18 protein-coding genes and 1 tRNA gene are annotated in these 19221 nt (G+C 24.9%); 15 read left to right on the forward strand and 4 right to left on the reverse strand.

The genetic code is table 11. The features are described 5' to 3' along the window. The first annotated feature begins 9 nt into the window (after nt 1-9). Genes ACYQ44_RS07290 through ACYQ44_RS07300 form a run of 3 tightly spaced genes read left to right on the forward strand, consistent with a single transcriptional unit; the run spans nt 10 to nt 2432 of the window. Nucleotides 10-810, forward strand: coding sequence for a hypothetical protein (locus tag ACYQ44_RS07290; protein ID WP_459996327.1), 801 nt, complete (start codon nt 10-12; stop codon nt 808-810). Nucleotides 811-820: 10 nt separating this feature from the next. Beyond that, entirely contained in the window at nt 821-1576 is a 756-nt protein-coding gene (locus tag ACYQ44_RS07295) for an oxygen-binding di-iron domain-containing protein (RefSeq protein WP_459996328.1), read from the forward strand. Between the two features lie 10 nt (nt 1577-1586). Continuing rightward, nucleotides 1587-2432: a methyl-accepting chemotaxis protein gene (locus ACYQ44_RS07300; RefSeq protein ID WP_459996329.1), complete on the forward strand. Its 846-nt coding sequence runs from the start codon at nt 1587-1589 to the stop codon at nt 2430-2432. 39 nt (nt 2433-2471) lie between these two features. Here ACYQ44_RS07300 and ACYQ44_RS07305 read toward each other — a convergent pair whose 3' ends face one another. After that, the gene (locus ACYQ44_RS07305) at nt 2472-2744 is read right to left on the reverse strand and encodes a stage V sporulation protein S (RefSeq protein ID WP_047266852.1); all 273 of its coding nucleotides are present in this window, start codon (nt 2742-2744) and stop codon (nt 2472-2474) included. 50 nt (nt 2745-2794) lie between these two features. Further along, a tRNA-Arg gene (locus tag ACYQ44_RS07310) sits at nt 2795-2871 on the reverse strand. 121 nt (nt 2872-2992) lie between these two features. Between ACYQ44_RS07310 and ACYQ44_RS07315 the strand changes: the two genes are divergently transcribed. The 9 genes from ACYQ44_RS07315 (at nt 2993) to ACYQ44_RS07355 (ending at nt 11974) form a co-directional block, all read left to right on the forward strand. After that, nucleotides 2993-3463: a metallophosphoesterase family protein gene (locus ACYQ44_RS07315; protein WP_459996331.1), complete on the forward strand. Its 471-nt coding sequence runs from the start codon at nt 2993-2995 to the stop codon at nt 3461-3463. Continuing rightward, a complete protein-coding gene (locus tag ACYQ44_RS07320; RefSeq protein ID WP_459996332.1) occupies nt 3442-4413 on the forward strand; it encodes an adenine nucleotide alpha-hydrolase family protein in 972 nt (323 codons plus the stop codon). Before ACYQ44_RS07315 ends, ACYQ44_RS07320 begins: the two co-directional genes overlap by 22 nt. A gap of 4 nt (nt 4414-4417) precedes the next feature. Continuing rightward, nucleotides 4418-5896, forward strand: coding sequence for an apolipoprotein N-acyltransferase (lnt, locus tag ACYQ44_RS07325; RefSeq protein ID WP_459996334.1), 1479 nt, complete (start codon nt 4418-4420; stop codon nt 5894-5896). 33 nt (nt 5897-5929) lie between these two features. Next, nucleotides 5930-6568 carry an MBL fold metallo-hydrolase gene (locus ACYQ44_RS07330; RefSeq protein WP_459996335.1) on the forward strand — a complete coding sequence of 213 codons (639 nt, stop codon included), beginning with the start codon at nt 5930-5932 and terminating at the stop codon, nt 6566-6568. A gap of 9 nt (nt 6569-6577) precedes the next feature. Continuing rightward, nucleotides 6578-7390: a DUF4382 domain-containing protein gene (locus tag ACYQ44_RS07335; RefSeq protein WP_459996336.1), complete on the forward strand. Its 813-nt coding sequence runs from the start codon at nt 6578-6580 to the stop codon at nt 7388-7390. A 25-nt stretch (nt 7391-7415) separates the two neighbouring features. Beyond that, the gene (locus ACYQ44_RS07340) at nt 7416-8300 is read left to right on the forward strand and encodes a bifunctional enoyl-CoA hydratase/phosphate acetyltransferase (RefSeq protein WP_459996337.1); all 885 of its coding nucleotides are present in this window, start codon (nt 7416-7418) and stop codon (nt 8298-8300) included. Between the two features lie 136 nt (nt 8301-8436). Next, complete coding sequence (locus ACYQ44_RS07345; protein WP_459996349.1) at nt 8437-9015, forward strand: TetR/AcrR family transcriptional regulator; 579 nt, start codon at nt 8437-8439, stop codon at nt 9013-9015. A gap of 2 nt (nt 9016-9017) precedes the next feature. Next, the gene (locus tag ACYQ44_RS07350) at nt 9018-11147 is read left to right on the forward strand and encodes an efflux RND transporter permease subunit (protein ID WP_459996338.1); all 2130 of its coding nucleotides are present in this window, start codon (nt 9018-9020) and stop codon (nt 11145-11147) included. A gap of 38 nt (nt 11148-11185) precedes the next feature. Continuing rightward, entirely contained in the window at nt 11186-11974 is a 789-nt protein-coding gene (locus ACYQ44_RS07355) for a patatin-like phospholipase family protein (protein WP_459996339.1), read from the forward strand. Here ACYQ44_RS07355 and sdaAA read toward each other — a convergent pair whose 3' ends face one another. Together sdaAA and sdaAB are read right to left on the reverse strand one after the other, a co-directional pair. After that, nucleotides 11975-12838, reverse strand: a complete 864-nt coding sequence (gene sdaAA, locus ACYQ44_RS07360) for an L-serine ammonia-lyase, iron-sulfur-dependent, subunit alpha (RefSeq protein ID WP_459996341.1) — start codon at nt 12836-12838, stop codon at nt 11975-11977. Then, nucleotides 12828-13484: an L-serine ammonia-lyase, iron-sulfur-dependent subunit beta gene (sdaAB, locus tag ACYQ44_RS07365; RefSeq protein WP_459996343.1), complete on the reverse strand. Its 657-nt coding sequence runs from the start codon at nt 13482-13484 to the stop codon at nt 12828-12830. The genes sdaAA and sdaAB overlap by 11 nt, the downstream gene beginning before the upstream one ends. 200 nt (nt 13485-13684) lie before the next feature. Between sdaAB and ACYQ44_RS07370 the strand changes: the two genes are divergently transcribed. From ACYQ44_RS07370 to ACYQ44_RS07380, 3 genes are all read left to right on the forward strand, one after another. Further along, on the forward strand, nt 13685-15070 hold the full coding sequence (locus ACYQ44_RS07370; RefSeq protein ID WP_459996345.1) for a GAF domain-containing protein: 1386 nt from the start codon (nt 13685-13687) through the stop codon (nt 15068-15070). 12 nt (nt 15071-15082) lie between these two features. Continuing rightward, complete coding sequence (locus tag ACYQ44_RS07375; RefSeq protein ID WP_459996347.1) at nt 15083-18427, forward strand: response regulator; 3345 nt, start codon at nt 15083-15085, stop codon at nt 18425-18427. Then, nucleotides 18428-19221, forward strand: a 794-nt coding sequence (locus ACYQ44_RS07380) for a response regulator (protein WP_459996348.1), incomplete at its 3' end; no start/stop codon positions are given.

A 19221-nucleotide genomic window follows, 5' to 3' on the forward strand; every position in this document is an offset into this window, starting at 1 on the left:
GATGGAAAAATGGAAAATAAATATTTAATTTATCAATTAGGTGCATATCTTGGAACACCATCATTTTATAATCTTATTGGTGAACTGATAAAAAATGAAACAAATAGTTCTAAAAATATTATAGTAAGATCAGAGGGAGAAAAATGGGTAATTCTTGATTCTAAAGGTTATAATCCTAAACAATTATCTTTTGATAATTTTGAAGAAATTTTGGTAAAAATTGAAGATATAAATATACTTAAATTTCCTTTTAATACTTATATACTATTTGATGGAAAATTTGAAGATAAGACCTTAATAAAATTATTAAGTATGTTATTTGATAAAGAAGAGGAGTTATATGAAAAATATAGGCTTGAAATGATTATAGATAGATTATCATATCAACTTTCGGGTATAGAAAGTATAGTTAAAATGCTGTCTAAAAAAATAGAAGAAAAAGATTTTTTAGAAACACTATTAAGCAGTATTTCTGAAATCTTCTTTTCTACAGTAGGATTATATTCATCTGAAAAACAATTAATAAAAAAAATGGGTAGATTAAGTTTACCAGAAGAAATCGAGTTCTATGATAATATGCAAAATGGTTTGAATGAAGGAAAAATATATAACATTTTTAATTTTAGTGATGAACAGAAAGCATATTATGATGTTTTTAATATTAAATATATAGTTCCTTATTTAAAGGAAGGTGTTTTAAAATATTATATAACAATTTCAAGAGATACTCCGATTGAAAAAGAAGAATCAGAAGTTTTTGAAACAATTTTTAGAATTACCAAATTTTTCTTCGAAGAAAATTCTATTTAGGAGTGATAATATGTCGAGTTCAATTACTTTATTTGAAAATGAGAATCATAAGTTTATATATTTAGGTGTAGAAAAAAATAATATTGAAGGTATTTTTACAAATCAATTTTTAATAATTCATAATAATGAAGGTATATTATTGGATCCTGGAGGAGTTCATGTTTTTCCAAGAGTTTTGGCAAATGTATCTGAAAATATAGATACTAAAAATATAAAGGCAATATTCTATACTCATCAAGATCCAGATGTTTCATCTGGAATTGCATTGTGGAGCTCTACCCTTGAAAATGCAAAAATATATATATCGGCATTATGGGAAAGGTTCCTTCCCCATTTTGGAGTATTTAATTTGGACATGCTTGTTCCCATTGAAGATAAAGGAGGAAAAATAGAATTTTCTGATGGAAGTTTCTTGGAAATTATACCAGCTCATTATTTACATTCCTTAGCTAATTTTTCTTTGTATGATCCAACGTCTAAAATCCTTTTTTCTGGTGATATTGGAGTAGGTGTTGTTCAACCATCAACAGAACATATATATGTTGAAAATTTCAATAGTTATGTAAAATATATGGAAGTTTTTCATAAAAGGTATATGACATCAAATATTGCAGCAAGAAAATGGATAGAAAGAGTATCAAAATTAGATGTTGAAATGATGGTTCCACAACATGGATTGTTATTTAAGAAAAAAGAATATTTAGAATTTTTAAATTGGTTTAGAGATTTGAAATGTGGTATAGATATATTAAATCAAATATATTAGGAGTGATTCTATGGAGATTCAATCTCTCAAAGATACAATAGAAAAATTGGCTCAAAATGTTTATCATGAAAGCATATTAACCTCATTTATAGAAAATCTTGATGAAGTATTAGGGGAAAGATTTGAAGAAGCAAATAACATTACACAAGAAATAGGAAATCGGGTTATAAATACAATAGAACAAACCTCTTTTATTGCTAATGAAATTGAGAAAATGTATGAAAATAGTAAGAATGAAAAAAACAAAATATCTGATATAAACTCTAATATAATAAATAAATTAAAAGATATTGGTGGTAATTTAAACGATGTAAAATTTGATGTAAATGAATCAATAAATATCGTGTCTAATGCATTAAATAGTTTTGATGAAGTTCAAGAAATAACAAAAAATATAAATAAAATTGCTAGAAAAACAAATATTTTATCTATAAATGCATCAATTGAAGCAGCAAAAGCGAAAGAACATGGAAAAGGATTTGCGGTAGTTGCCGAAGAAATTCAAAAACTTTCAGAGGAAACAAATGAAAGTGCTAAACAAATTAATGATAGAATAAAAAAGCTATCTAATGAAATAAAAGATGTTTTAGATAAAATAAATCACATTTCCAATTTATTTAATATAGTGGCAGATGTAACAGATAATTCATTGAATATTTTAGAAAAAAATGAATATTTTTTAAATGAATTAATAAAAGCATTAAATACAAATATTCTTGATCTTGAATCAAATCTTGGGAATTTAAATATGTCAAAAAAAGATATATCAATACTTATTAAAACTATAAGTTCTTTAAATTCTGTAATAAAAAATGTTTTAAGTATGCAAGGAAAAATAAAAAATATAGAAATATAAAATAAGATAAAAAGTCCAGCAAAAAGCTGGACTTTTTATCTATGATCTTGGTTGAACAACAAATTTAATAGCAGTTCTTTCTTCACTATCAATTTTTACATCAACAAATGCAGGTATGCATACTAAGTCAATACCACTTGGTGCAACATAACCTCTTGCAATTGCAACTGCTTTAACAGCTTGATTAACAGCACCAGCACCGATAGCTTGAATTTCAGCTTTCCCCTTTTCCCTTATAATTGCAGCTAATGCACCAGCGATAGCTATAGGTTTTGAATTTGCAGCAACTTTCAATACTTCTACTTCTGCCATAAATCTTACCTCCCTTTTTTTACTACTATTTCTACATATATTAGTGGAATTGGCGCACCTGGAGGGATTTGAACCCCCAACCTGCGGATCCGAAGTCCGACGCTCTATCCAATTGAGCTACAGGTGCGTCTCAAAATATATTATACTTTAAAAATTCAATTTAATCAAGAGGTAAAATCAATCACTTGTATATTATTTTGTTATAAGAAGTTTAAAATAAATTTGGTATAATAAGTTGAGGTGATTGTATGAGGATTCTTTTAATATCTGATATACATATTCCAATAAGAAATAAGTATGATAATCTTGAAAAAATTGGAATTAATCAATTTGATTATATAATATCAATGGGCGATTATACCGAAGAAGATGTTATTTATTATTTTAAGTCTCATAGTCCAGAATTTTATGGAGTTTTTGGAAATGTAGATGAATACAATATAAAATATATGTTACCTGAAAAAAAAGTTATAAAACTTGGAAATTATAATATAGGAATTATTCATGGTCATCAAGCAGGATGGGGTGATCCAAAAAAATTAATAAATAGATTTCAAAATATAGATATATTATTATATGGACACTCTCATAGAAAAGATGATTCGATTATTAATGGAATTCGATGTATAAATCCCGGTGCATTTTGCGATGGTAATTATGCAATTCTAGAGATAAGGAGTGATGGAATATTATTGAATTGGAAACAAGTCTCAATTTAAAAATTGAACAAATAAAGGCAGAGATAAAAAATATAGTAAAAGATAATATATTATATATAGCTTTTTCAGGAGGTATGGATAGTACTATAGCTGCTTTTTTAGCAAAAGAAGCTTTAGGTCCAGAAAAAGTGAAATTGGTAAATGTTTTATTTGGACCTTTTGCATATTCAAAAAGCATAGAATCTGTTTTAAAAACAGCTGATGAACTGGGATTAGAAATTGAATTTGCAGACAAACATCAAGCACAATATAAAATAATGATGAAAGGGCCAAATTGTAATCAATGTACAAAAAAATTAAAAATGTCTGGTGTTAGAGCAGTAGCAGGAGATAATTTAGTAGCAACAGGAGCAAATCAATCTGATTCCTGGGGAAAAACTTGTATAAAAGTAATGAATAATTTATATTCACCTATTATAGGTTTAACAAAAGATGAATTAAGAATGATTGTAAAAAAATACAATTTAAATATAAGAAGAGTAGGTGAAAATGCTCACAGAGAGGGATGTAAATTAAAGCATCTTTTAAAATTATTGATTAATATGGATTATCATGGAAGAGCTGTATCTTTTGCAAATGAAATAATACATGATATTTTGGATAGATATGAATATAAAAGAGAAATAGCAAATGTAAAAATAATAGGACCATTATCCAAAAACATTGCTTTAATTAATATAAAACCATATCCACCAAAAGAAATATATGATGAAATTGTAGAAATATTAGAAAATGAAGAAAGTATAGACGAAGTATACATTGTAGATAAACCATTGAAATTAGTAGTTAGTGCAAATCCTGGTATATATGGAAATGAAGAATCTAGATATTGGATTGAAAAAGGGAGATTACAACCAGAATTTGCAGCTCCAATAAAAATAATATGGAAAAAATCAAAAAATGAAAGATTGTCTACGTTTCATGTAGTAGATTTTCAGTTTGAGGAGTGATATTTTGAATTATCTACTTCCTTTGATTTCAGGGGTATTAACAGGTTTATCAATGCCTGGAAATTTATTTTCATTTTTAATATGGTTTTCAGTTGCTCCTTTTTTATATTCATTTACAAAATCTAAAGGAACGTTTGAACGATTAATTAAAGTATTCATATACTCTTATTCTTTAATGTTTTCCACGCTATGGTGGGAAATACCTGTTTTATCTAAAAATATACCTGAGGTAATAAATGCATTTCCTGGTTATATAGGTTTTTTATCCTTTTTATTGATGATTCTTATATTAACATTACCCTATTATATAATATGGTTTTTAGGAGAATTATATTTTAGAAAGTCCAGAGTAATAAGTTTTAAATCATTATTATTGTTTTCAATATTTTCATATTCAGCAGCAGAAATATTAAAGTACTTTGGGGATTTCGCTTTTACAGGAGCAAATCTTTCTGATGCATTATATTTGTATACAGGTCTTTTACAAATAACACCATTTACGGGGAGCATAGGATTAACAATATTAATTCTTATAGTTAATTCTATAATAGCATTTGTTCCTAATAGAGAAAGAATAAAATATATAGTGGTAATCGTAGGATTAATATATGTAATTAATTTTACAATTTCAGAAAAATTACCTTTTGTAAAAACAAACGAAGATTCAATTAAAGTTAGTATTTTTCAAACAAATGTTCCCCAAGAAGTAAAATACTCAGAAAATCAATGGAGTTCTTATGTTGAAATATCAAATTATTTACAAGAACACAATGAAAAGTCTGATTTGCTTATATTGCCAGAAGCAGTTTTTATAAGAGATATTAGAGGTTCAGAGATATTTAGAATTATACAGGAAGCAATAAAAATATCAGAAAAAAATTGGATAATTGGATTTCCTACAGTGAACACAGAAAAAAAAGAATTTTATAATAGCGCATTATATTTAAATAAAAATGGAGAAATAGAAAAAATATATAATAAAATAAAATTAATGCCATTTGCAGAATTTTTACCATATGAAAATTTATTTAAAGTATTTTCATTTTTTAAATTGGTAAATTATTATACTCCTGGAGAGGATTATACAGTTTTGGATTTAGATGATAAAAGATTTAGTGTTCAAATTTGTTTTGAAACATATTTTCCAGAAATTTCTAGAAAATTTGTAAAAAATGGAGCTCAATTTTTAGTAGCCATATCAAATGATGGTTGGTTTAGTCATAAAACAGCATTAAAACAACATTTTTCAAAAGCCGTAATGCGAGCTGCAGAAAATAGAAGAACATTTATTCAAGTATCTAATACAGGTATTAGTGGAATTATAGATAAATATGGAAGAATAATAGAAACATTGCCAATAAAAACATATATAGGGCAAAATTTTTATGTTCCATTAGAAACAAAAACGACATTTTATACTAAATATGCCGATATAATAATTATAATTATTTTAATACTAGCATTATTGTTTAGTCTTATTTAGAGATAAAAATTTATTTAAGAAAGGGGGGAAATGATGAAAATAAAATGGTTTGGACATTCATGTTTTGGAATTGATTATCAAAATGTAAAAATATTAACAGACCCGTTTGATGAAAGTGTTGGTTATCCTATACCAAATTATAATCCAGATATAATAACTGAAAGTCATCAGCATTTTGATCATAATGCACATCATCTTATTAAAGGAAATTATAAATTAATAAACACAGTAGGTGAACATCTTCATAAAGGGGTAAAAATAACAGGAATAAAAACATATCATGACAAATTAAAAGGTCGTGAAAGAGGGGAAAACATTATCTTTAAATTTAAATTTTCAGATGGATTAACTATGGCTCATTGTGGAGATTTAGGAGAAATCCCAAATGACAAAAAAATATCTATATTAAAAGATGTAGATATTTTAATGATTCCTGTTGGTGGATATTATACAATAAATGCTACCGAAGCAAAAGAAATAGCAAAAAAAATAAACCCGAAATTGATAATACCAATGCATTTTAGAACCAAATATATAAAATTTCCGATTAGTTCAGTTGAAAACTTCGTAAATCTTATGATGTTAAGTACATTAAAAGTTGAAAAAGAATATTCTATTAGTAAAGAACAATTAAATGCAATAGAGACAAAAATATTATTATTTAGTATTTAGAGGTGTATTATGAATAAAATATCATTTTTACTAATTATAACAATTTTTATTTTAACATCGTGTTTCTCGCCAAATAATAATGATAACATTGGTGAATCTATATTATCATTTTATTTAACCGATTCCCCAAATGAAAATATTCAAGAAGCAAAATTAAACATTAAGGAAATAAAATTTACTTCTGATTCAACAGAAATAGAACTTTTAACCAATCAATCAGAGGATTTCCTACAACTTGCAGGATATTTAAAAAAAATAAAAGAAATTAGTGTATATGATACATTAAAGAACGCTAAAATAAATATAACACTTGATTCAACGATTGATATTGGGAGTAAAACTTTATCAGTGGAATCAACAAAGTTTATACTTGAATTAGATACTTCAGAATTTAATTTGAATAGGAAATATGATGTTATAATTGACTTGGATCTTGGATTATCATTAACAGGAGATACTAATTTTAATCCTTATTTTAAAACGTGGATGGTTGCAAATTCAAGTGCTGATTATGTTAATATATCTGGTTATATATATGATAATTCAATTACTCAAACACCTAAAAAAAATAGAACAGTATTAATAACAGATACAAATTATTCTACAATATTATATTCAACTATTTCAAATGAAGATGGGAAATATGAATTCAATAAATTAAAATTAGATTTAACAAATGAATATAAAATTGCAGTTGCTTATGCAGGAGTAAATATAGAACACAACCTTGAAAATTTTGAACCATATATAATAACAGATAGCGCAACAAATTTAGATATTAATAATGAGGAAATTAATTTATATATTGGAGAAGGACAATAATATTAACATACAAGGGGGAATATAAGTGAAAACATTAAAAGATGTAATAGAAAAAGCAAAAACTGTTAGTAAAAAAAGAGTGGTAGTTGTTGGTGCCGAAGATAAAGAAGCACTAAAAGCAGTATCTGCAGCATATGAAGAAGGATTTATTGAACCAGTTTTAGTAGGAAAAAAGGAAATAATTGAAGAGAATTTAAAGGAAATAGGAAAAGAATTTGATATAATTGATGCAAGAACAGAAGAAGCAGCTGCAGAGCAAGGTGTAAGATTGGTATCATCAGGTGCAGCGGATATTGTTATGAAAGGCTTAATAAAAACATCAAAATTATTAAAAGCTGTTTTAAATAAAGAATGGGGTTTAAGAACAGGAAGCGTTTTAAGTCATGTTGCAATAATTGAAACAGAAGGGTTAGATTCATTAAAATTAGTAACAGATGGTGGAATGATAATTAAACCTACTTTAGATCAAAAAGTTGCAATTATTAACAATGCTGTCGGATTAGCACATTCTATGGGAATAGAAAACCCAAAAGTTGCGTTATTAGCTGCGGTTGAAGTAGTAAACCCAGATATGCCAGAAACACTTGATGCAGCAATAATAACTCAAATGAATAAAAGGGGCCAAATAAAGGGATGTACAATAGATGGACCACTTGCATTAGATAATGCTTTAAGCGAAATAGCAGCAAAAATAAAAAAGATAAATAGCGAAGTAGCAGGTCATGCTGATATTTTAGTGGTTCCAGATATACACGCTGGAAATGTATTGGGAAAATCAGCAGTTTATCTCGCAAATGGAAAAATTGCCGGACTTGTATTAGGTGCTAAAGCTCCTATAGTAATAGTATCAAGAGCAGATACAGCAGAATCAAAACTTGCATCATTAGCTTTAGCAGTATTAAAATCATAAAAAATCTATAAATATTTTATAATAGAGGCCTAGGCCTCTATTTTTTTATTTGACAAAAGAGAAAAAAAGTATTATAATTAAAATGTATATTTAATCGAACGTTCGATTAAAAGGAGGGATTTATATAAAAGATAAAATATTAAAAGCGTCAATAGACTTATTTTCAAAAAAAGGCTTTGATGGTACAGGTGTAAGAGAAATAGCTAAAAAAGCTAATGTAAGCCAATCTATGATTAATTATTATTTTGGTTCAAAAAAAGGTATTTTAAAGGAAATTATAGAAGTATTTTTTGAGGAAATGAATAAAAATTTAGATATAAATAATATTAAAGAAAAACCCTTTGAGGATAGAATAAGAATAGCAATTAAATCATTAGTAAACGTTTTGAAGAAAAACGAAAAATTATTTAAAATTATTATGTTATATATTCCAGAAACAGAAAAAGACCTTATTAAACTTAGAAGAGAAAAATTAAAAAATATTATTTTAAGGAAAATTTTTATAGAAAAATTCAAAGGGTTTGATAGTAATATAAGATATGAAATAATAGGGCCTGCATTAAGTGGAATGATCTTTTCACATTTTCTTTTAAAAGATGTTATACCAAATATAACAGAAAGGAATTTTGATAATGATTTTTATGATATATATCCGGATTATATAGCAGATATTTACTTATATGGAGTATTAAATAAAATAAAAAAGGAGATGTGATTATGGAAAAATATACAAATTTTATATTTAAAAACAGGAAAAAACTTTTGATATTATTAGTTTTAATTAACATTATAGCTTTACTAGGTATATTTAGAATAAAATTGAATGTTGATATGAAAACATTTTTGCCATCTGACTCTAATTATTTAAATAGTTACAAAATAATAGAAGAAAAATATAATTTATCTGATCAATTGGTAGTTATGTTAGAAACTGAAAAAAATCCATTAATAGATATAAATACATATAAAAAATTATGGAGTTTACAAAGAGAATTAGAGAAAATAGATGGTATTAATATAATTTCCAGCATATTTCCTGAATCATTGCCAGGATATAATATAAAAACATCAGAAGATATAACAGAAAGTTTTATTAATAAATTAAGTAGTATAACAATATTTAAAGATAGATTTTTTAGAGAAAAAGATGGAAAATTTTATACATTAATGACAATACCTTTAAAAAGTGATAATTTAGGTATTGTAGATAAAATAGAGGAGAAATTAAATGGGTTAAGGCATTATTCAGCTGGAACATTATTTTTTACAAAAAAATTATTTGATTATTTATTAAGTATAGTAATATTTTTACCACCTTTTGCCTTTATTACAATGTTAATAATATTTTCTCTTCAACTAGGATCAAAAAAAGTGGCGTTATTCTCAATAATACCAGCTGGATTAGGTGCATTATGGACATTAGGATTAATGGGTTGGTCTGGAAGAGAGTTAAGTATAGCAAGTGTATTAGTACCAATATTCACTATAATAATGGGTAGTGCAGATGGAATGCACTTTTTAACCCATTATATAGAATATATCGAAAAAGGATACGAAAAGAAAAATGCAATTTCAGAAACATTAAAAAGCACTGGTATTGCAATGATAATGACAACTATAACAACCATTATAGGGTTTATTTCAATGGTGTTTATTAATTCAAATATGATGAAAGAAATGGGGTTATGGTCATCATTTGGTATAGGTTTTGCTGGAATAGCAACATTATATGTATTACCATTAATAATATCTGGTAATGTTATATTAAAAAGAAAACGAACCCATGTTTTTGATGTATCTTTTACTAAAAAATTATGGAATAAAAAAGGAATAATTATATTTATTGTTATAATTTTAATCTTTTCATTATTAATACCTACAATTACAATCAAATTTGACCAAATATCTATGTTTAAAAAATACACAAAAGTAAGAAAAGATTATGAGGTATTAAACTCAGTATTTTCTTTTAATATACCAATACTTATAGATTTTCAAACCAATAAAGACCCTTTAAACAAAGAATATTATGATGAAATGAAAAAAATTGAAAATTTAGAAGAAATTGTTACCTTTAATTATCCTCAACAATTTTTGGATATAATGGGAAAAGAATTTTTTAATTTTAAAATTTATCCAACTCCAATACAGGTATTAATAATAAAAAATGCTTTAAAAAATAATCCATCAATTCCATTATTTGATCTAGTTTCTGGTAAAAGTTATATTGGAATACTAACAACAGTAGATAATTCGGGTAAAACTTTAAGTAAAGTAGAAAACACAGTTAAAAATTTAAAAAAAACTAATCTATTTAAAGATATTGTTATTACAGGTATGCCATATGTATTCAATGAAATGAATACTACAGTTTTAAATAGCCAAATAAAAAGCATTTTAATTAGTTTAGTATTGGTGTTTATATCAATATTTATAATGATCAGAAGTATAAAAACAGCACTTTATGGAATATTACCATTATTAGGAGCATTGATAGTTGAATTTGGTGTAATGGCATTATTTAAAATACCCCTTAATATACAAAGTGCATTAATGGCAAACATCACAATAGGTGTAGGTGTTGATTATGCTATTCATATGATAGGAACATACAAATATTATAAAACAAGAAGTAAAACACCAATAAAAGAAACTTTCAATGTTGTACAAAAACCAATTATGGCAAATGCATTAGGATTAGCATTGGGATTAACAATATTAAACTTTTCACCATTTACATTTCACACTTATCTTTCAATAATAATGTGGGTTGGTATGATAAGTGCATCAATGTTTACCTTAATATTGTTACCAAATTTATTGAAATCTAATAATAAATCTCTCTAATAAAAATATATATTTAGGGATGTGGGAACATAAAAAGATTGTTTGTAAAAAAACTATTTATTATATTATTATTATTGTTAAATATAAATATTTTTTCAAAAACGCTATTAGTTCTTGGTGGTGGAGGTGCTGCGGGAGCATATGAAATAGGAGTTTTAAAATATATAGTAGAAAATAATATTGAAATAGATGGTGTTTATGGTGTTTCAGCGGGTGCTTTAAATGGAGCAGGATTTGTTATGGGAAAATTAGAAGAAGTTGAAAAACTTTGGAAAAGTATTAATGAAGAAGATGTTTTTGATTTAGATATAAAAGATCATCATAATAAAATTAAACCATTTATTTTTGACCCATCACCATTATATAATTTTCTAAATAAAATAATTTCAGAAAAATTGATATTAAAATCAAAATATGATTATGGAATATTGACATTTGATATAAATGATTTTAAACCAGTTTTTTTAAGAAAAGAAGAAATGAAAGGAAAAATGGTTGATTACATTTTTGCAAGCGCTAGTTATCCGCTATTTGGAGCTATTGAAATAGATGGAAAAAAATACACTGATGGAGGCGTTTTTTCAAATACATTTCCTGCATTATTAGCAGATAAATATGGATATGACAAGGTAATAGCAATATATCCAGTAATTGATAATCCTACAGATTGGTTTTTATATTTAATACAAAAAACAAAAAAAAATATATTAATTATTAGACCTACAGATTCGGTACCATTCCCATTAAATTTTTCTCCTGATTATTCAAAAACATTAATAGAAATGGGATATAACGATGCAAAAGAGAAATTAAAAAGCTGGAAATAATTACTTCCAGCTTTTTTTAATTTCTTCAACTAATTTTCTTGCAGTAGGAGTTGCAGCTATCCCACCATTTCCTGTTTCCCTTAAATCTTCATGTATCATTTTCCCTACTCTATACATTGCATCAACAACTTCATCAAAAGGAATAACGCTTTCAATTCCTGCTAAGGCCATTTCTGATGTAGAAATAGCAATATTAGCAGCAGAAGCATTTCTTTTAACACATGGAACTTCTACAAACCCACCAACAGGATCACAAACAAGCCCCATTAAAGATTTTAATGCTAGAGAAGCAGCATTTCCACATTTTTCAGCATCTTTAGAGAAATAATAAGTTAATGCAGCTGAAGCCATAGCAGCAGCGGTTCCAATTTCTGCCTGACAACCACCTGCAGCGCCAGAAATAGTTGCTTTTTTAGCAATTATATTTCCAATAGCTCCTCCAATAATAAAAGCAGAAACCAGTTCTTCAAAATCTGCATTATAGACTTTTTTTAAGGCATACAATACAGCTGGTACAACGCCACAAGCACCGGCAGTAGGACAGGCGACTATTCTACCCATAGCAGCATTATTTTCAGCGGTTGAAATTGCTGTAATTGTTGCAACATAATTAAACTCACTGAGCATTTTAGGTGTATGTTTCAGCAATTTTGGAGCATTGTTCCCTGTTAATCCGGTTAAACTTTCATGTTTTTTACCATAATTTTTTTCTGCTTCAGTAAGCATAACCTCAACTAATTTTCTCATATTATTCTTTATAATAACAGGATCAACCCCTGTTTCAACCATTTCTTCTGTTAAAATAACTTCATCAAAAGGAATTTTTGTTTCTTTCCACATGTCTAAAATTTGATTAAATTTCATCTTTATCACTTCCAATATAGAAATACTTTATTACGCATTCTAAATTTTCCAACTCATTTAAATTGTCAGGTTTTTCATCAAGCTCCAGTATGGTTAAAGCTTTACCTTCTATGATATTTGTTCTTTTTAAATAAAGATTAGCTACATTTACATGAATTATTTTTAAAATATTTTCTAAAGCACCCTTCACATCTTTGTTAACTATAATTAATGTATTATAATCTCCAGATAAGTCACAATCAACGCCATTAATTTTTGTTATTTTTATTGCACCGCCACCAACAGATGCTCCCTGAACTTCATTTATTTTATTATTTTTAATCATTTTAATTAATACAGTATTTGGATGAACATCACCAAGATCTGTTTCTATAAAAGTGTATTTTAAATTTTGTTTTTTAGCTAGTTCATATGCATTTTTTATATCATAATCGTATTCTCTTAATCCTAATACACCAGCAATCAAAGCTCTATCAGTTCCATGACCTAAATATGTTTTTGCAAATGAACCATGTAAATAAAATTCTACTTCATCGGGTTTTTCACCAAATAATTTATAAGCAAATCTAGCAATTTTTAAAGCACCCAGTGTGTGTGAGCTAGAAGGTCCAACCATTACAGGCCCAACAACATCTAACATAGACATAATATCACCCCATAAATAAATATAAATTAATTATAACACATTAATTTTAATTTATTCTTTATAGATGAAATTTATAAAATAAAAATAAAAGCATATAAAAATGAAATTATAAAAAATTTGAAATATGTATAAAAAAAGTAGTATAATTTAATAAAGATAGAATATTATTTTTATAGAATATTATTTTAAAGGAGAATATTATGAAATATTATTCTAAAATAGCTTTTAAAACTATTGAAAAGAGTTTATTCATATTATTTGAAGATATATTATTAAAGACAAATTCTTATTCTGGTTCATTATTTGTTTTTGATAATAATCAAAAACTAATTTTTAAAAGTTTAAAAAATATTAATATTCCTATAGATTCATTAAATATAGGAGAAATTGATGAATGGGCAATAAAAAATGGAGAAATTGTTCATATATCAGATTTAAAAAAGATACCAGAATTAAAATATTATTCAAAAAATAAAATTAAAGATGCAATTGTATTTCCAATATTTTTCGATGGAAAGTTATTGAGTATTATTAATCTAAACAAGAAAGATTCTGTATATAGTAATTCCGAGATTGAATTGCTAAAAAGTTATAAAAATTTATTAATATCTACAATATTAAATATTTTTTATATAGAAGAGTTATCATCTCAAAAAATATTTTTTGAAACACAGCACAAAATAATAAATTTAATACTAGAAATTTTTGAAAAAACAAAAACGCAAAAAAATTTTTTAGAAGAATTAAAAAATATGTTTAGGAAAGAGTATCATATTAATATTTATCTAAAAAAAACGGATAAGAAACACAATTATACTATAGAAATTGATAATGAATATTATCTTGTAAATGCAGAATATATAAATGAAATAGATATTTTAGATTTTTTTGAAGAAAAAAGAAAAATTGATGTTAACAAATTTAGAAATTTATATGTTTTTGTAGAGAAACTATTAAAATTAAAAAAACTAGAAGAAATTGATAAAAAAGTAGAGTATATGTTAAAAGAATCCAGGGAAGGATTAATGCTTAAATTTACATCATGGAAAATTTTTCAAGAAATAAATAGTGCTCTTTCTGGTATCTACTTAACTATTTATACAATGGATGATAATTGTAAAAATAAAATTTCTGATATTGTACCTTCCCTAGATAGAATAAAAAATTCAATTGAGGATTATAAAAGAGAATTTATAAAAACGGGAATTTCTAAGATTTCATTAAGTAATTTAATTGAAGATATAATTACTAAATTAAATATTTTGAACTTTAATATAAAAAAAATAGTCGAAGAAGATATAGAATTATACCTAGATAAAGATAATTTTGAAAATATGTTAATGACCCTTATAATTGATATTTTGAAAACGCTCCATTCAAAAAATTATGTTGAAAAAATAATAATTAAAATATATAAAAAAGATAAGAGAAATGGCGTTGTAGAAATGTTTTTAAAAGATATTATAATCCAAGAAAAGGATATTGATATGAAAATTATTAAACAAACACTTGATAATCTTCATATAAAAGTAAAAATTGAAAATACAGAAAATACAGTTGTCAAAATATTAATACCTATAAAATAGGAGGATAATAATATGAAAAAAATAATATTTGTTTTTATGATAATTATGTTTATAACTTCAATATTTGGAAAAGTTTTTGTTGTGGGTATATACAATGTCTCTCCATTTTTTTATGCAGTAAAAAATAAAAACACTCTTGTATTCAATGGTTTAATTGTAGATATACTAAAAGATATTGCTAATAAAGAAAATTGGGAAATAAAATTTATTTATGGATCAAAAGAAGAATTATTAAATAAATTAAAAAATAATGAAATTGATTTATTACCAACCTTTATGATTGGAGAAAATTTTAGCGATATTATTGAAGATACAGAAAATTTTTCTATGAATAGTTTATATATTTCATATTTTGGAATAATGCATAAAAAAGATATTGATTTTTATAGTGTTAAAGATAAGGTATTTGCAATAAAAAAAGGAGACTTTTTAATAGATTTTTCTGAAGTATTTAATAAAATAGGAAAAATAATAGAAGTAAACGACTTAAATGAAAAGATTGAAGCATTAGAAAAAAATAAGGCTAATTTTGCAGTAATTTCACCGCAAGATATGGAAAATGCAGTAAATTTTATTCATAGATATTCCTTTGAAATACATCCTATGCGATTAGTATTCCAAAAGAATAATAATCTGGATGAAAAAATATTAAGTAAAATAGATTATTATATTGATAAATATAAAAAAGATAATAAATCAATCTATTACAAGTTATTAGATAAATATATTTATTTAAATACAGGAGAAATTCCTAAATGGCTATATTATTCTATTTTTTTATTTCTAATTATTTTTATTGTATCTTTTGTTACAGCGCTTTATTATAAAAAAAGATATGAAAAATCTTTAATACAATTAAAAAAGAAAAATGAGGAGTTAAGTGTAAAAAATAAAGTAGCAGAAGATTTGTTGAAAGCGAATAAAACGCTATTTCTAAAATTTTCAAAAGTAATAAATATAATATCAGAATTTTCTGTTAGTAAATATACAATACAAGAATTTAGTGAAAAAATATTGAATGAAATTTTAGAATTAATTCCAGATGCGGATTATGGTAGTATATCTTTAATAAATAACAATAAGATTTTTTTCCTTAGTGCTGTTGGGCATAATTTAGAACAGCTGAGAAAAGTTCATATGGTAAATGATGATTTTAAAAGAGGAGTTGATTCAAACGTAACTGTTTATGATAATATAATAGAAAAATATAACGGCATAAACAAAGAATTATTAAAAAAAGCATCAAAAGAAATTAAAAAATCTGCTGTGTATAAAATTAGAATAAAAGATGAGCTTTATATTAATATATGTGTAGATAAAAAAGATAAAATAGATTTTTCACAAGACTCTTTAGAAATTTTTAAAATACTAGGAGATTTAAGTAGTGTATATTTTAAGAATAGAATATTTTTAGGTTTTTCAATTTATGAAAGAAAAAAAGCAGAAAAATCTAATAAAATAAAAACAGAATTTCTTTCTAATATGAGTCATGATATAAGAACACCATTGAACGGAATAAATGGAATGTTATATATACTTGAAAGTACAAAATTAAATAATTTACAAAAAAAGTATTTAAAAATGTTGAAAAATAGTACAAGAGTATTGTCAAGTCTTGTTAATGATATTTTAGATTTATCTAAATTAGAATCAAATGAAATATATATAGAGGATATAGCCTTTAATATAGAAAATGAAATTGAAGAAGTAGTTGATACAAATGCATATGACGCTCATATAAAAGGTTTAGAATTAAATTATTATATAGACGAAAATGTCCCAAAAGAATTAAAAGGAGATTCAACAAAATTAAAACAAATTTTGAATAATATATTAAGCAATGCTATAAAATTTACTGAAAAAGGTGAGGTTTATTTGGAAATTAAATCTCATAACATAGGATTAGACATTAATAGAATAGAAATTATGTTTCAAATAAAAGATACGGGAGTTGGGATAGAAAAGAAAAATTTAGAAAAAATTTTTAAGCCGTTTGTACAGGAAAAAGCAGAAATTTCTCGTTTATATGGGGGAACAGGGTTGGGATTAAGTATAGTTTATAAATTGGTGAAATTACTGGGTGGAGAAATTAAAGTAGAATCTACCATAAATAAAGGTACTTTGTTTATAATTAATTTGCCATTTAAAATAGAAAATGATGAATATTTTGAAGCAGAAGAGTTTATAAAATTTCCTGAAAAAAAAGTGTTAATTGTAGATGATAATAATACTAATCGCTTTATAATAAAAGAATATATTAAAACATTAGGTATGAAATACGATGAAGCAGAAAATGGTAAAGAAGCATTAAAAAAATTACATCAAGAAGAATTTGATATAGTGTTAATAGATAATCAAATGCCAGAAATGACAGGATTAGAGCTTGCAGAGGAAATAAATAAAGAATTAAAAGAAGTAAAAAAGATATTATTAACCTCTTTATTAAATAATGATAAAAATATAGAAAAAGATATAATTAATTACAAATTTGATGCTATAATAGCAAAACCGATAAAAAGAAAGGATTTAATAAACAGTATAATATCAATTTTTAAAACGGATATTATAATGAACAATACAGAAAGCAATATTAAAATCTCAAATAAAATAAAAATACTTTATGTAGATGATAATGAAATAAATAGAGAAGTTGGAAAATTAATAATAGAATCGTTTGGACCAACAGTTATTACAATTGAGAACGGTAGAGAATCCATCGAAATATTAAAGAATAGTTATTTTGACATGGTTTTTATGGATATCCAAATGCCAATAATGGATGGATATGAAACAACTAAAAAAATAAGAGAATTTAATAAAAGTATTCCAATAATAGCTATGACCGCACATGCAATGCAATTATATAAAGAAAAAGCTATAAAAAGTGGTATGAATGATTTTATAACAAAACCCATAGAAAAAAATACGGTTTTACAAATAATTAAAAAATATTGCAAAGATATAAAAATAAGAAATATTGAAAATAAAAAGTTAGAACAGGATTTAATAGATATCAATTATTATACACATTTTAATGAAAAAGATTTTATGAAGAGAGTATTAAATAAAAAAAGTTTAGCTTTAAAAATATTAGATAAATATATAGATGATACAGAAAAAAATATAAAAAATTTAAAAATTGCATTAGATAAAAAAGAAGAAAAAGAAATTAAATTTTATGCTCATACCGTAAAAGGATCATCTAAAAATGTTTCTGCAAATCAATTAGCGATTATAGCAGAAAGAATTGAAAAGTATAAAGATATAAAAGAAGCAATTAAAGATTATTCGAATCTATTAAAAGAATTTAAAAATTTAAAAGAGGAAATTAATAAATTTTTGAAAGAAGGGAGATAAATGGAAAAAATTTTAATAGTTGATGATGATATAACTACAGGTTTAATAATAATAGAATATATAAAAGAATTAAATTATATACCGATTCTAGCATCAAATGGCAAAGAAGCATTGGAAATATTAGAAAAAGAAAAAGTATCAGCAATACTTATGGATTTATATATGCCTGTTATGAATGGATTTGAAGCTATAAAAAAAATAAGAAAAATGAATATACCAACACCTATTATTATTCTTACAACTGCAACAAACGAAAGTGATTTAAGAGAAGCTGCAAAATATGGAGCAGATGATTTTTTAACAAAACCGGTTAATTTTGATGAATTAAAAATAAGATTAAATACAATCTTAAAAGTAAAAATTTTTTATGAAAATAAAAACCAGTTTTTTTCTTCAATATTAAATGAAAATATTATAGCATTTGAAAATCTTGAAAATTTATATACTGAAAATCAAAATTTGATATACGATCTTCTTGAAAAGATGTACCTTGTTTCTGAATTTAGAGATGATGAAACATATGAACATACAAAAAGAGTCGGTAGTCTTTCAAAATTAATATCTCAGGCTATGAATTTAGATGGAAAATTAATAAATGAAATATATTTTGCATCCCCATTGCATGATATTGGAAAAATAGGTATTCGAGATAATATATTGCTAAAACCAGGAAAATTAACGAAAAATGAATATGAAGAAATGAAAAAACATGTGGCAATAGGGTATAAAATACTCTCAAATTCCGAATCATCTATATTAAAACTTGCAGCATCAATAGCAATAACTCATCATGA

It is taken from the genome of Marinitoga arctica (assembly GCF_054657315.1).